Origin of the sequence: Pedobacter sp., assembly GCF_040513095.1 — a bacterium.
Classification (GTDB): Bacteria; Bacteroidota; Bacteroidia; order Sphingobacteriales; family Sphingobacteriaceae; genus Pedobacter.
In genome coordinates this window covers 14,533-28,784 of record NZ_JBEVDX010000019.1, presented here as the reverse complement: position 1 = coordinate 28,784, position 14,252 = coordinate 14,533, and the positions used below count along the sequence as shown (strand labels likewise).

Below are 14,252 nucleotides of genomic sequence, written 5' to 3'. Positions count from 1 at the left end.
TCATCCATCCTTGTTTAGATGAACCGTAAATTACAGGAAAGTCTAATTGATCTTCTGTAGCTTCGAGGTTAAAGAACAATTCGAAAATTTGCTCATAAACTTCTTCAGGACGACAGTTCTCTTTATCTACTTTGTTTACAACAACAATAGGTTTAAGACCTAAAGCCAAGGCTTTTTGAGTAACGAAACGAGTTTGAGGCATTGCACCTTCAAACGCATCGCATAACAACAATACACCATCAGCCATTTTCAATACACGTTCAACCTCACCACCGAAATCGGCGTGACCAGGTGTATCAATAATATTGATTTTAACATCTTTATACATTACTGAAACGTTTTTAGAAACGATCGTGATACCACGTTCTCTCTCTAAATCGTTGTTATCAAGTATCAAGTCACCTGTTTGTTCGTTGTCACGAAAAATAGAACAAGTGTGTAAAATCTTATCAACCAATGTGGTTTTACCGTGGTCAACGTGTGCTATAATAGCTATATTTCTTATTTTTTGCATAAAATGCGCCTAATTTTGGCGCAAAGATAACGTAAATTTTTGATATATCATCCTATCCGCTAGGACAATGTCACATAATTACGTAAATAATGCGCATTGAAAATCCCTGACCGCTTCAATTACCTGTACAAACAAGCATTTAAAAAAAATTGATTTAACATTAAATTCATTGTTTTAGTATCTTTGATAAGAATTAAAATATTTATTTAATTTTAACACAGCCTACTCAGATAAAACGGCAACTAATATCAAGAGTAAATGAAACCTGCATGAACTTACAGCTCAGTCATGCAGCTGCATACGCGAACACTGACAAACAAAACCTACCCTGATGAACAAGAAAGCAATACTACTGGGCGCAAGCGGTGCCATAGGGAACAGCCTGCTTTTGCTGCTTTTGGAAAACAAATATTATGCGGAGGTCCTGATCCTGGTGAGGAAGGAATTGAAAATCCAGCACCCGAAGCTGAAACAACTGGCAATTGACTTTGACAAGATAAGTGACTATGCCGGCGAAATTAGTGGAGATGTGGTTTTTTGCTGCCTGGGCACTACAAAAAACAAAACGCCAAATGAGCAGCAGTACAGGAAGATCGACTATCAGTACCCACTCGAAGCTGCGGGGATCGCAGCCAGGAACGGTGTGCAAAGCTATCATCTTGTTTCTTCCATTGGTGCCGACAAAAACTCTTCTGTTTTTTATACAAGAACAAAAGGAGAAGTTGAGTGCGACCTTCAGGCAATTCCCTTTAAGAACATTCATATTTACCGTCCTTCACTACTGGATGCCACCAGAAAAGATAAACGGTTTATGGAAGGCAGCATCAGCATAATCATGCAGGTAGTGAATCCCATTTTGATTGGAAAATGGAGAAAATACAGAAGTATTAAAGTAGAAAATGTGGCCAGGGCTATGGTCAGGGCATCACTGGAAGATTATCCGGGAGTATACATTCACGAATCTGATGAAATACAGAAAATGAGTGACGCAGAAGTTGTCAACTTTAGCTAGCGCGTTTAACCGAGGTACAGGACTATACAAATTGACATTTTACAGACCTCAGGCAGAGGCCAATTAATTATTTTTGTTTAATGGATATGCAAATTATATTAGTTGGAATTCTATTTGTGGCTGCACTTTTCTATATTGGGCGCATCATTTATCGTTCTGTATCTCCCAAAAGCGGGGGTTGTGCATCAGGATGCGGTAAATGTGGTGTAGATCTCTCCAAAGTTGAGATCAAGAATAAATAGCCCCAAATTCCTATGCTCGACCTCTTAAAAGATTACCTGCGTGAACGTATAACTCTGACTGACGAGCAGTTTGATCTGATAACCAAAGAGATAAAAATCAAAACCTTCGAAAAAAACAAAATCATCGTTTCGCCTGGTGAAATCAGCACTAAAACTTATTTTGTAACGGAAGGACTGCTGCGCTGTTATTCGGTAGACAGCAAAGCGAAAACAAATGTGATACAGTTTGCCCCCGAACGCTGGTGGATGGGCGAAAGAAATGGTTACTTCAATGAGCCCTCTGATTTTTATATCGAGGCTATAGAACGTACTACTGCATTGCTTTTACCTCCTAACTATTTCAATGATGCAGCACAATATGTGCCTTGCCTGCATGACCTCAACAACACTATGCTGAATAACTCTATCCGCTTTATGCAGAAAAGAATCAATATGCTGTTAAGTGCTACTGCCGAAGAGCGTTACCTGGACTTCGTAAAACTATATCCCAACCTGACGCTAAGGGTGCCGCAATGGATGATTGCCTCTTATCTGGGCATCACACCTGAATCGCTGAGCCGGGTACGCAAAGACCTCGCACACAAACACTTTAAAGCTTAAAGATTTCTTATCATACATCAACGTATACATACTTTTATCTTTTTAATTTTGTCATAATAAATAAGCAATCTAAAAAATAAAAATATGGCAACTACTAAATGGGCTTTAGACCCAATGCACAGTGAACTTCAGTTCAAAGTAAAACACTTAATGATCACCACCGTTACTGGTAGCTTCAATGACTTTTCAGCAGAACTGACTACGGACGCTGAGGATTTTGAACATGCAGCCGTAACTTTTAAAGCTGGTGTGGATTCTGTAGATACCGGAAACGGCGACCGAGATGGTCACTTAAAAAGCGGAGACTTCTTTAATGCTGAAGAATTTCCATCAATCACTTTTGTATCTACATCTTTCACCAAAAACGGCGGCGATTATAAATTGACAGGTGATTTAACAATCAAAGACGTAACTAAACCAGTTACTTTAGACGTTGAATTTGGTGGTCAGGTAACAGACCTTTACGGACAGAACAAAGCAGGATTCAGCATCAGCGGAAAATTCAACAGAACTGATTTCGGCTTAACCTGGAATGCAGCTTTAGAGACCGGCGGTGTTGTAGTAAGTGAAGAAGTTAGAATTTTAGGCGAATTGCAGTTTGTAAAACAAGCTTAATTCCGCCCCATATAAATACATAGAAGCCACCTTACATCAATGTTTTCAGGCGTTAGAACGACAGGCAGCATTAATGTAAGGTGGCTTCTATGTTTATTTCCTTTGACCGGCCGTATCCGTTTGCAAACTGTCAATCAGCGTGGTGTCTGATTGCTTTGCAGGTGTAGCAGACTGGCTTTTGATATTTGTATCGATCGTTACTGAGTCTGGTTTTTTTTCACTTCCCTTGTCGCCCATTGTGCAGGCCGATAAAGAAAGAACGCCAAAACCCGCTATAAAAAGGTATTTCGTTACGTGTTTCATAAAATAGTGGTTTCCTGTAAAAACCCGCTCAAAGCACAATTGTTTTACAATTTTTGAATGAGGCATACCGCATATGCCACTACTCCCTCTTCCCTGCCGATAAATCCCATCATTTCATTTGTAGTAGCCTTGATAGAAATATCTTCGACAGGCAAATCAATTGCCTTTGAAATATTTTCCTGCATCTGGGGAATATGCGGATTGATCTTAGGTGCCTCCAGGCAGAGCATGGCATCTATATTGCCGATTGTCCAGCCTTTTTCTGTCAGCAACTTAACTGTTTCCTGTAACAGGATCACGCTGCTGATACCTTTCCAGCGGGGATCCGTGTTTTTAAAATGGAATCCTATATCCCTCAGGTTAGCCGCCCCAAGCAAGGCATCACAAATCGCGTGCAGCAGCACATCAGCATCAGAATGTCCGAATGCACCTTTGTGATGTTCCAGAGTCACCCCGCCCATCACAAAAGGATGCTGATCCTTTAACTGATGTACATCAAATCCAAATCCTACTTTTATCTTCATTTTTATAATTTATGTTATTGACTGTTGCCCCCAAGATTAACCATCAGGGAAAACCTTAAGGTATTTGCCAGCGGGCTTTTCTGAGAGTTAGCCAGCAGGTAAGAAAAATTGAGTTCCATTGTATTGTATCTTATGCCTGTGCCTAAGGTAAAATATCTTCTGTCACCTTTCCGGGGGTTTTCATAAAAGTAACCCGCCCTTAAGGCAAACCTTTTATTGTACCAGTATTCCAGTCCGGATGCTATGTTTATTTCCTTAATCTCCTCCCCTGCGCCACCGGGCGCATCCGAAAAAGAGCCGAATATGCCTGATGGTACGGAACGGTTGGGATCTTTGCCCGACTGAATTGTGCCGTCCCCATTGTACAGAGGCTGAGTTGGAACCAGCAGCTTATTGAAGTCGAGCGCTATCGTAATGTCGTTTTCTTCATCAATGATGAAAGTTCCGGCACCGCCTATTTTCAAATTGCCTGGCAGGAAATATTCCTCAGCCGCATCAGCATAACTCATTTTAGTTCCGATGTTGGAGATGTTCATGCCGGCGGCCAAAACAGCATCATGGCCAAGCAGGTAGGTTTGTTTTTTGAAATACGCAGAAATATCCACTGCAAAAGCCTGTCCGGCCCTGGTATCCTGTCCCGCCGAAAACTGGTTGGTGGCAATATTGGAACTGATGTATCTTACAGCAGTTCCCAGTGAGAACGAATCGCCAAAACGATGTGCGTAGGTAACATCTACAGCCAGCTCGCTGGGACTAAATGTTCCGAGATCCTGCTGGTTTACATCCGTCAGCTGGATTTTACCAAGGGAGAAATAGCGGAGGGAACTACCAATTGTGCTGTTCTCATCTATTTTGTAAAACCCGCTTAAATAGCCAAGGTTGATGTCTGAAGCTATATTTTTTAACCATGGACTGTACGAAAGGGAAAAGCCCGACCGCTGTTCAAGAAAAGCTATCCTGGAAGGATTAATGCTAAGGGAATTTACATCAGGAGCAACCGCTACACCTGCTTCTCCCATTCCACCCGTCCGGGCATCAGGTGTAATCAGCAGGAATGGAACTGCAGTCCGGATACTATTGAACCTGCTGCCATTGGTTTGAGCTTCGGAAGGCACCTGTGCATATAATGCCTCACTGCTTTTCACCAAAAAAAGAAGAGATACAAGAAGAAACTGTAAGAAGCGCCTAAGATTCATTGTCCTTAATTAATCGATTATCTCTTGAAGCACCACAGGCATCACAATTTCAGAAGAGTAATATTCCTCAAATATAATTAAATAAGCAATTTAATGATATCAATCAAAAAGTCGCAGTTGAAATACAGGCCAATGTATTGATTTCAAGCTGTTTTAACATCTTATTATTCAATTCTTTTGGTGCATTGGATTTTTTTTGTGTAAATTTATCCTCATAATTACCCATCAGCATCATATGGAAAAAATATACTTATATTCATTTGCTATTTTACTGTCGGCTTCCGCACTGGTTTCCTGCAAGTCGAACAAAAATGCGACCTCTGAAAAAACCGGATTAGCCTATAACAGAGCAGAAAACGGGGGCTTCCAGGTAAATACGAAGTTCAGGCGCGGCCCCGGTCCGGGCTTAGTGGAAATTGAGGGCGGTGTGTTCGTGATGAGTGGTAGTGCAATAGGCATTCCCGGTCAGGAGTTGAAAGATTACAACCATAAGAGAGAAACTACAGTTTCATCATTTTATATGGATGAAACAGAAGTATCCAACACGAACTGGCTGGAGTACCTGAACTGGATCAGAAGAACTGACCCAACCAATTATGAATATTATTACAATGAGCTTCCTGACACCCTTGTCTGGCGCAGGCCGCTTTCCTACAATGAGCCTTACGTTGACAACTACCTGAGACACCCGGCTTACCAGGATTATCCTGTTGTTGGCGTTTCCTGGGAGCAGGCGCAGAGATACTGCTCATGGAGAACAGATATTGTGAATGAATCTCTGTTAAGGGAGCAGGGTTACATGACCTCATATAAAGATCTTTATGGTGGACAGAATGGTAAGAAAACCAATGCTGCTACTACTGCTGCACGCCCAACTGGTCCATTTACCACTGATCTTTATCAGAACGGTCAGTATGACGATAAAGGTAAACGCGCAATGAAAGACCTGAGCCCTCAGGGAACTATTGCCGCAGGCAATGGCAAACCGGTTAAAGGCGGTGCTACAAGAAATGTAAGACTTGAAGATGGTATCCTAAAACAACCTTACCGCTTACCGACAGAGGCTGAATGGGAATATGCTGCACTGGGATTGATTGGAAATACAGAATACGAGAACATCAACAATAACAAAGTTTATCCATGGGACGGTTTGGGTATTGCCTCGGCTAAAACCAAGACCCGTGGTTTAATCCTTGCCAACTTTAAAAGAACCAAAGGTGACTACATGGGTGTTGGCGGATCACTGAATGATAAAGGAAGTATCACAGTACCTGTAAGGGCCTACGTTCCGAATGACTTTGGATTGTATAACATGGCGGGTAATGTGAACGAGTGGGTATCTGATGTTTATCGTTCCAATACATTTAACGATGCAGAAGCATTAAACCCTTACCGTGGTAACAACTTCCAGGATAAAAAGATCGCCGATCAGGTTACCGGGAAACTGGAAAAAGACAAATACAACAGGCCGATTATGACGCCTGCAGTTTCGGGCAGAAAACAAACCTGGGCAGAAAAACAGGCGGCAGTTGCTGCCGCTGGTGCACAGGCCCAAACTGCTGCTGCGCCTACAACTACTTATAATGCAGACCAGAGAGGTTACCGCGATGAAGAAAACAAACTTTATGGTGAAATCACACTGGTAAATAATAAATCAAGGGTTTACAAAGGTGGTTCATGGGATGATCAGGCACTGTGGCTGAATCCTGCCACCAGAAGATACCTGCAACAGGATGAATCTACGGCTGACCTTGGTTTCAGATGTGCAATGACAATGTTAGGTGCATCCGAGATCAATCCGAACGGTAAACCGCAGTTTAAACCTAAACAGCAGAAACCATTTAACGCTAAAAAGAGATAACATCTCTCCTTCAGGAAGTATGTAATAAAAATGCAGTAGTGATCGACTACTGCATTTTTTTTATGCCGTAAATTCTATAAGCACCTGCCCTTTTTCTACTTTATCACCTTTGCCGGCGTAGATTTTCTTCACAATTCCATCCGTTGCAGCCTTCAGCATATTTTCCATCTTCATGGCCTCCAGTACCAGCAGGCTGTCACCCTTTTTTATCTCCTGCCCTTCAGTAACATTGACACTCAGAACCAATCCCGGCATAGGTGCTTTGATTTCCAGTGCCAGCTTTCCCAAAACACCGTTGAGCCCCATCTCTTTCAATAACCTGTCATACTGATCTTCAACAGCTACATGGTACAACCTGCCATTTATTTTTACGACTACAATTTTTTCTTTCTTCAGCTCCGAAACGATTTCGGCTTGGTAGGATTTATGCTGATAAATCACATGCAGATGCCCGTTTGCAAGCTCCTTAAAGTCCAGTTCAAGATCCTGCCCGGAAAGACTGAAGACATTATTTTCTTCAGACAGTTCAAAGTCCTGGGCCCCATTTACTTTTACCTTGTACATCTGTTATTGCGTTAATACATATTCTACCAAATTCGCGCCCATTTTAAGCGCCTGTAAACGCTTATCCTGCGTATCTCCCGGGTAAGTACCCAGATCTTCCCATCCGTTGCCCAGATCGCTTTCATAAGAATAAAAACAAACCATACGCCCATCCCAGATCAATGCAAAAGCCTGTGCAGGTTTTCCATTGTGTTCATGAACTTTAGGCAGCCCCGCAGGAAACTTAAATTTTTGATTGAATAAGGGATGACTGGGAGGCAGCTCTACAAAAGATAGTTCCGGAAATACCTTTTTCATCTGCAGCCGGACAAACTTGTCCAGTCCATAGTTGTCATCTATATGGAGAAATCCCCCGCCCGTCAGGTACTTTCGCAGATTCTGCGCTTCCTGGGAGCTAAAGGTTACGTTTCCGTGTCCTGTCATATAAATCAGGGGATAATTAAAGATTTCGGGGCTGCCTACTTCTGCAATGGCTTCTTCATCTGCAAAATTGGTATGCAGGTTCTGGTTACAGAAGGCAATCAGGTTGATCAGTGCCGTACGGTCACCATACCAGTCGCCACCGCCATTATACTTCAGTCTTGCCAGCTGATAGGTAGGGACCTGATAGCTGCTGAATAATAAAATCAATAAAGAAGATAGGATCAGTAATTTAAGCTTCATCTGTTTAAGTAATTCACTTCAAAACAAGCTGCCAGTGCTGCAGTTTCTGTTCTGAGACGTGTATTACCTAAAGTTAATGGTTTAAAGTCGTTTTGCAAAGCAAGCTGAATTTCATTTGGTGTGAAGTCGCCCTCGGGACCAATCAGAATCAGGTAGCTGCTACCTGCAGGTGCAATTTCACTGATGTACTGACGGGGTTCCCCATCAATACAGTGCGCAATCATTTTATGATCTGCTGTATGTTTGCTGATCATGTCTTTCAGCGGTATAGCTTCATTTAATAAGGGGTGATATGCCTGTAAAGACTGCTTAACAGCTGAGGTGATCACTTTATTCAGCCTGTCTTCCTTGACAATTTTCCGCTCTGAACGTTCACAGATCACAGGCGTGATCTGATCAATTCCTATTTCTGTAGCCTTTTCTAAAAACCATTCCAGCCGGTCAATATTTTTGGTCGGTGCAACGGCAATATGCAGGTTATGATTTCTTTTCTGGTATTCTCTGGTAGTTTTTAAAACACGCAGCGAAACATTTTTTTTTGATTCGCCCGTGATTTCAGCCTCGTATAAACCGCCATGGCCGTCGATAAGATGTACTACATCACCGGTCACCAGACGCAGTACCTTCATACAGTGTCTGCTTTCCTCTTCATTCAGGATATAATCAGACGAAGTAATATCAGGTGTATAAAAAACGTGCATGCTTAAAGATTAGTGGTTATCAACCATATCATCTTCCTTGATCACCAGTTCAAGCTTGATGGTCTCGATGTTCTGTTCAGTTTTCTTCAGAATAGTAAACAGGTAGCCGTAGCACTCTTCGCTGTCGCCTACGTCAGGGATCTTGCCAAATGCATGCGAAACAAGTCCGCCAACAGTATCAAAATCCAGATCTTCGGGCAGGTCATGCGGCAGGTGTTCATTCACATCATACACTGTAGCGTATGCATTGATAACAAATTCCGTATCGGATATCTTTTCAACCGTAGGTTTTTCCTCATCGTATTCATCCTGGATCTCACCAACGATCTCCTCTACGATATCCTCAAGGGTAACCATACCAGCAGTACCACCAAACTCATCGATTACGATTGCGATCTGAATCCGCTTTTGCTGCAGCTCACTTAAAAGGTCATTGATTTTTTTTGTCTCAGGAACAAAGTAGGGCTTTCTGATAATATCTTTCAGTGACCAGTCTTTATTTCCAGCCAGTAAAGGCAAAACATCCTTGGCGTGAATGATACCTATGATCTTATCAATGATATCATCGTATACCGGCATCCTGGAATAACCTTCAGCGATGATCAGCTGAATAACTTCTTCCTTTGGAGTGGATAGTTCAATTCCCGAAATCTTGGTACGGGGAACCATAATGTTTTTTACAACACGTTCGTTAAAGTCGAACACGTTGCGGATAAGCTCATGCTCATTGGTATCCAATGCACCACTTTCTTTTCCCTGATCAAGCAGGTAATACAATTCTTCAGTACTGTGTACAGAATCATGTCCGCCTGCAGTAGAGATCCCGAACATTTTCAATATGATATTGGCCAGGCTGTTTAACAGCCAGATGAAGGGCCTGAATACAATGTAAAAGATTTGTAAAGGCAGAGAGATGAAAAGAGTTGTGGCGACAGGGCGCTGAATGGCGATGGACTTTGGTGCAAGTTCTCCGAAAACGATGTGCATAATTGTAATAAAACTGAATGCAATGATCGGAGATGCTGTTTTGGAGAAAGATGCGATGAAAACCGGATCCTGGGTAAATGATGTTAAGGCATTTCGTAACAGATGTTCCATTACCGATTCTCCAACCCAGCCTAGTCCCAGTGATGCTAATGTGATACCCAGCTGCGTTGCAGCCAGGTAACCATCAAGATGTTGTGTAATATATTTAGCAATATTAGCTACCCTATTACCAGATTTAGCTTTAATTTCTATTTGCGACGCTCTGACTTTAACGATTGCAAACTCAGCTGCAACGAAAAAGCCGTTTAAGACGACCAAGAAAAAGGTTAAGAATATCTGAAAGCCCATTAAGAGTTATTTCTAAATGTACTATTATAAAGTTCTATACTTTCCTGAATTACTTTATAAGCATAAGTAACGCCCATCAGTTTTTCGATAGTCACGTTTTTCATCTCCAGTGCTTTATAGTCCTGGAAGAACCTTACGATTTCTTTCATCTGGTGAGGAGGCAATTCTGAGATATCATTGATGTAGTTTACTGACATATCGTTTTTAGCAACAGCAATAATTTTATCATCCTGCTCACCATTGTCTACCATGTGCATTACACCAATTACTTTTGCTTCAAGAAGAGTAAGGGGATAAACATCGACAGAACATAATACAAGGATATCCAATGGGTCATTGTCATCACAATACGTCTGAGGAATGAAACCATAGTTAGCCGGATACATTACAGAAGAGAAAAGGACACGGTCTAATTTAATCAGATTAGAATCTTTGTCGATTTCGTACTTTGCTTTTGATCCTTTAGGGATTTCGATAATAGCGTTTACCGATTCCGGTAAATTAGCACCTGGAGAAACATTATGCCAGGGGTGATTTAAGTCTATATTCATTTATTATTCAGTGTTAGAAATATCTTCGTTTGTATTTTGTTCTACCCTTTTTCTAAAAAAGGCAATCGCCAGAGGTAGAGAAGTGATCGTGATAAAACCTATTATAATATACAACAGGTAGTCATTAATTTCCTTTTCAAATTTCCTGCCAAGAAAATAGCCCAGCAAAGTTAAAGATGTTATCCATAAAAACGCGCCGCAAACATTATATAATGCAAACTTTTTAAAATCGAGCCTGACCACTCCTGCAAAGATTGGGGCAAAGGTCCTGACTATTGGTACAAACCTACCCATTATCAGTGCAAAGGCGCCTTGTTTGTTGTAATATACTTCTGCGGCTTTAAGATAGCGTTTTTTAAAAAAAAAAGTATCTTTTCGATGATATAATACCGGACCTGTTTTTTTACCGAACCAGTAGCCCGTAAAGTTTCCGCAGACAGCAGCCACAATTAATCCCAAGATGAGCAGAAAAATGTTTACATCCAGTTTACCGGTAGCAACAAACATTCCGGCCAGGAACAACAGGTAATCACCGGGCAGAAAGAAGCCAAAGAATAAACCTGTCTCGGCAAAAATCACGAACATTACCACATAAAAACCACCTTCTTTGAGTAATTTTTCAGGATCAATATACTGATGTAAGGAAGTCCAGAAATCGTGCATAGTTCAAGTATTCGTAAAACTACAAATAATTTTCCTGAGAATGCCTAAATCAGATTTAAAATTACTGAAGGATAAACCCCTAATATGACAGTGATAATAACGGATAAAATAAGTACCACTTTGTACTGAACAGGTGTTTCCAGATGAACTTCAGCCCCTTCTTTAAAGTACATGGCCACAACTACTCTCAGATAGTAATAAAATCCTACAAGGGCATTTAAAATCGCAAATGCCACCAGATAAATCTGGTATTGGTTCATCACGTTGAGGAACATCAGGTATTTACCCATGAACCCGCCTGTAAGAGGAATACCTGCGAGTGACAACATAGCTACTGTCAGCGCGAGGGCCGCCAGTGGATTGCGTTTGCCCAAACCGTTGAAACTTTCAAAGTCGTCTCCCCCGGTTTTTTGTTTCACCAGGATCAATATTGCAAAGGCAGTGATACTTGCAAAAGTATAGGCAGCAGTATAAAGCAATACATTGTTATTTGATGATGAAGTCAGCGTGATCAGGGAGAATAAAAGGTAACCAACGTGTGATATACTTGAATAGGCAAGCATCCTTTTAAAGTTCTTCTGGAACAGAGCCGTCACATTACCGATAAACAGCGTCAGACAAACAATGACCATCAAAGGTGGCATCCAAAAATCATGCAGCGGAGCAAATGTTCCGGCAAAAAGACGGATAAAGGCAGCAAAGGCAGCCGTTTTTACCACTGTAGACATAAAGGTAGTAATCAGTGAAGGTGAACCCTCGTAAACATCAGGTGTCCAGAAATGAAAAGGTGCAGCGCCTACTTTAAAGCACATACCGATCATCATCAGGATCAGACCAGGGTAAAACAAAGGTGAAACCATCTGGTAGTTCCCGATCAGGTATTGATTGATTGCACCCAGGCTGAATGATCCTGTGGCGCCGTAAATTAATGTTATACCGAACAGCAAAAATCCTGTAGAAAATGCACCCATCAGAAAGTATTTCAATGAAGCTTCATTAGAGGCAAAATTATTCTTCCTTATACCTGCAAGGATATAAGAAGAAACAGACATGATCTCCAGACCAATGAACAGCATAGACATATTGGTATAGGAAACCATCATCACTCCACCCGAAAGGGCAAACAGGATCAGGGTATAATATTCAGCTACATTTTCACTGTCTTTCGCAAAGTAGTTCTCTGTCAGTAAAAAGATAAAGGCCGTACCTAAAATCAACAGCGATGAAAAGGCTATAGCAAAATTATTCATCTGCATCATTCCATAGTAAACCGTATTGGTATCCCAGGAAGTTACACAGAAACCCAGCGCAACGAGCAGTCCAACTAAAGTCAGCGGCAGCAAGGCTTTTGTAGCCTTAAACAAACCTGCATAAAGTACTACCAGAGCTGTAACAACAATTGTTATAATGATATTCATTTCCTTATTTTACCGATGTTAATTTTTGATTTACCTGTTCTAATAATTGCTGTACCGAAGCCTCTGATAAATGCAGAATAGGTTTTGGATATACTCCAAGTACAATAATCAGCGCGCAAATGATAACTAATACCACAGTTTCAGATCCTTTTATGTCTTCAAATCCTATAGTAAGGTCGTTTGTTTTACCAAGCATAATGTGCTGATACATTCTCAGCATATAAACTGCCCCGAAGATGATCGTAAGGCCGGCAAAAACAACTGCCCAGATATTAAACTGATAAACGCCCATCAGCAGTAAGAACTCTCCGATAAAGCCGTTTGTTCCCGGTAAAGCAACTGTACCGAGCACGATGATTAAAAAAGCAATGGCAAGTTTTGGGGCCACTTTTGCAATACCGCCAAGTTCGCTGATTGTATTTGTCTTTAACCTCGAAGCGATAATATCCAGCACAAAAAATAAACCTACTACGTTGATACCATGACTCAGCATCTGAATCATTGCCCCCTGCATTCCCTGTGTATTGAGGGCGAAGATACCGGCAGAAATTAAACCAACGTGAGCAATGGAAGAATAGGCCACCAGTCTTTTGGCATTCTTCTGTGTAAAGGCAATTAGTGAAGCATATACAATTCCAATTACAGACAAGACAATAGCTGTAGTGCCCCAATCCTGAACACCTGCAGGAACAATTGGCAACAGCCACCTGATCACTCCGTAAATACCCATTTTCAACATGATACCGGAAAGCAGCATAGTACCTGCGGCAGGAGCTTCAGTATAAGTATCAGGCTGCCAGGTATGGAAGGGGAATACAGGCATCTTAATTGCAAACGCTATAAAAAACGACCAGAAGATCCACCCTTGTTGTGCAGGATCTAAACTCAGCCGGTAGAATGCATCAATATCAAAGTTATGTGCAGGGTTCTGCAGGTACAGGTAGATTATTCCCAACAGCATAAACAGGGAACCACCGATTGTATACACAAAGAATTTCATGTTGACACATACACGGTCTTTGCCGCCCCAGATCGCACAGATGAAATAAATTGGTATCAAAGCTGCTTCCCAGCCAATATAAAACAGGAAGGCGTCCATTGCCGTAAATACGACCAGCAAACCTGCCTGCATAAATAAAATCAGTGCAAAAAACGAACCCGGTTTCTGGTAACCGTTCTGATAACTTGCCAGGATAATGATCGGTACCAGTACATTAGTCAGTAACACAGTGATCAGGCTGATGCCATCAATACCAGCATGGAAATTGATCCCCAGGCTCTGTATCCATGGAAGGTTCACCACGAACTGCTTACTCGCATCCGGTGTGAACTGACAGGCTACGGCTACTGCAATTGCCAGTGAAGCTAAAGCAAAGACCATAGCCACATGTTTTGCGGCATTGCCGGTAAATGCTGTAACCAGCGCACCAACTAATGGTAAAAATATAAGAAGTAATAAAACTTGTTCCATTATGTTTTTTTGGACGGTC

Annotated in this window: 17 protein-coding genes; 5 read left to right on the top strand and 12 right to left on the bottom strand. The window is 41.6% G+C overall.

The genetic code is table 11. The features are described 5' to 3' along the window. On the bottom strand, nt 1-514 hold a 514-nt coding region (locus ABWY16_RS03245), incomplete at its 3' end, for a GTP-binding protein (RefSeq protein ID WP_353903215.1). A 331-nt stretch (nt 515-845) separates the two neighbouring features. Between ABWY16_RS03245 and ABWY16_RS03240 the strand changes: the two genes are divergently transcribed. The 4 genes from ABWY16_RS03240 to ABWY16_RS03225 all read left to right on the top strand — a co-directional run bounded on the left by ABWY16_RS03240 (nt 846) and on the right by ABWY16_RS03225 (nt 2,983). Continuing rightward, nucleotides 846-1,526 carry an NAD(P)H-binding protein gene (locus tag ABWY16_RS03240; RefSeq protein ID WP_353903214.1) on the top strand — a complete coding sequence of 227 codons (681 nt, stop codon included), beginning with the start codon at nt 846-848 and terminating at the stop codon, nt 1,524-1,526. Between the two features lie 80 nt (nt 1,527-1,606). Beyond that, nucleotides 1,607-1,768 (top strand): FeoB-associated Cys-rich membrane protein, encoded by a 162-nt coding sequence (locus ABWY16_RS03235; protein WP_353903213.1) that lies wholly within the window; start codon nt 1,607-1,609, stop codon nt 1,766-1,768. 12 nt (nt 1,769-1,780) lie between these two features. Further along, the gene (locus tag ABWY16_RS03230; protein WP_353903212.1) at nt 1,781-2,368 is read left to right on the top strand and encodes a Crp/Fnr family transcriptional regulator; all 588 of its coding nucleotides are present in this window, start codon (nt 1,781-1,783) and stop codon (nt 2,366-2,368) included. A gap of 84 nt (nt 2,369-2,452) precedes the next feature. Further along, entirely contained in the window at nt 2,453-2,983 is a 531-nt protein-coding gene (locus ABWY16_RS03225) for a YceI family protein (protein WP_353903211.1), read from the top strand. Between the two features lie 93 nt (nt 2,984-3,076). Here the strand turns inward: ABWY16_RS03225 and ABWY16_RS03220 are convergent, their stop codons facing one another. From ABWY16_RS03220 to porV, 3 genes are read right to left on the bottom strand one after another with little or no spacing between them, the layout of a single operon-like run. Further along, nucleotides 3,077-3,286 carry a hypothetical protein gene (locus tag ABWY16_RS03220; protein ID WP_353903210.1) on the bottom strand — a complete coding sequence of 70 codons (210 nt, stop codon included), beginning with the start codon at nt 3,284-3,286 and terminating at the stop codon, nt 3,077-3,079. Between the two features lie 44 nt (nt 3,287-3,330). Continuing rightward, nucleotides 3,331-3,810, bottom strand: coding sequence for a 2-C-methyl-D-erythritol 2,4-cyclodiphosphate synthase (gene ispF / locus ABWY16_RS03215; RefSeq protein ID WP_353903209.1), 480 nt, complete (start codon nt 3,808-3,810; stop codon nt 3,331-3,333). A 14-nt stretch (nt 3,811-3,824) separates the two neighbouring features. Beyond that, nucleotides 3,825-4,955 (bottom strand): type IX secretion system outer membrane channel protein PorV, encoded by a 1,131-nt coding sequence (gene porV, locus ABWY16_RS03210; protein ID WP_353903208.1) that lies wholly within the window; start codon nt 4,953-4,955, stop codon nt 3,825-3,827. 286 nt (nt 4,956-5,241) lie between these two features. Here porV and ABWY16_RS03205 point away from each other — a divergent pair, with 286 nt between their 5' ends. Further along, nucleotides 5,242-6,867, top strand: coding sequence for an SUMF1/EgtB/PvdO family nonheme iron enzyme (locus ABWY16_RS03205; RefSeq protein WP_353903207.1), 1,626 nt, complete (start codon nt 5,242-5,244; stop codon nt 6,865-6,867). A gap of 60 nt (nt 6,868-6,927) precedes the next feature. Here the strand turns inward: ABWY16_RS03205 and ABWY16_RS03200 are convergent, their stop codons facing one another. From ABWY16_RS03200 to ABWY16_RS03165, 8 genes are read right to left on the bottom strand one after another with little or no spacing between them, the layout of a single operon-like run. After that, on the bottom strand, nt 6,928-7,431 hold the full coding sequence (locus ABWY16_RS03200) for an acyl-CoA carboxylase biotin carboxyl carrier protein subunit (protein ID WP_353903206.1): 504 nt from the start codon (nt 7,429-7,431) through the stop codon (nt 6,928-6,930). 3 nt (nt 7,432-7,434) lie between these two features. After that, nucleotides 7,435-8,094, bottom strand: a complete 660-nt coding sequence (locus tag ABWY16_RS03195; RefSeq protein WP_353903205.1) for a DUF4159 domain-containing protein — start codon at nt 8,092-8,094, stop codon at nt 7,435-7,437. Then, entirely contained in the window at nt 8,091-8,795 is a 705-nt protein-coding gene (locus ABWY16_RS03190; RefSeq protein ID WP_353903204.1) for a 16S rRNA (uracil(1498)-N(3))-methyltransferase, read from the bottom strand. The genes ABWY16_RS03195 and ABWY16_RS03190 overlap by 4 nt, the downstream gene beginning before the upstream one ends. A gap of 9 nt (nt 8,796-8,804) precedes the next feature. Next, the gene (locus ABWY16_RS03185) at nt 8,805-10,130 is read right to left on the bottom strand and encodes a hemolysin family protein (RefSeq protein ID WP_353903203.1); all 1,326 of its coding nucleotides are present in this window, start codon (nt 10,128-10,130) and stop codon (nt 8,805-8,807) included. Then, nucleotides 10,130-10,681 (bottom strand): inorganic diphosphatase, encoded by a 552-nt coding sequence (locus tag ABWY16_RS03180; protein WP_353903202.1) that lies wholly within the window; start codon nt 10,679-10,681, stop codon nt 10,130-10,132. Before ABWY16_RS03180 ends, ABWY16_RS03185 begins: the two co-directional genes overlap by 1 nt. Before the next feature lie 3 nt (nt 10,682-10,684). Further along, nucleotides 10,685-11,344: a DedA family protein gene (locus ABWY16_RS03175; protein ID WP_353903201.1), complete on the bottom strand. Its 660-nt coding sequence runs from the start codon at nt 11,342-11,344 to the stop codon at nt 10,685-10,687. A gap of 44 nt (nt 11,345-11,388) precedes the next feature. Further along, nucleotides 11,389-12,762 (bottom strand): NADH-quinone oxidoreductase subunit N, encoded by a 1,374-nt coding sequence (locus ABWY16_RS03170; protein ID WP_353903200.1) that lies wholly within the window; start codon nt 12,760-12,762, stop codon nt 11,389-11,391. 4 nt (nt 12,763-12,766) lie between these two features. Beyond that, nucleotides 12,767-14,233 carry a complex I subunit 4 family protein gene (locus tag ABWY16_RS03165; protein WP_353903199.1) on the bottom strand — a complete coding sequence of 489 codons (1,467 nt, stop codon included), beginning with the start codon at nt 14,231-14,233 and terminating at the stop codon, nt 12,767-12,769. Nucleotides 14,234-14,252 lie beyond the last annotated feature (19 nt).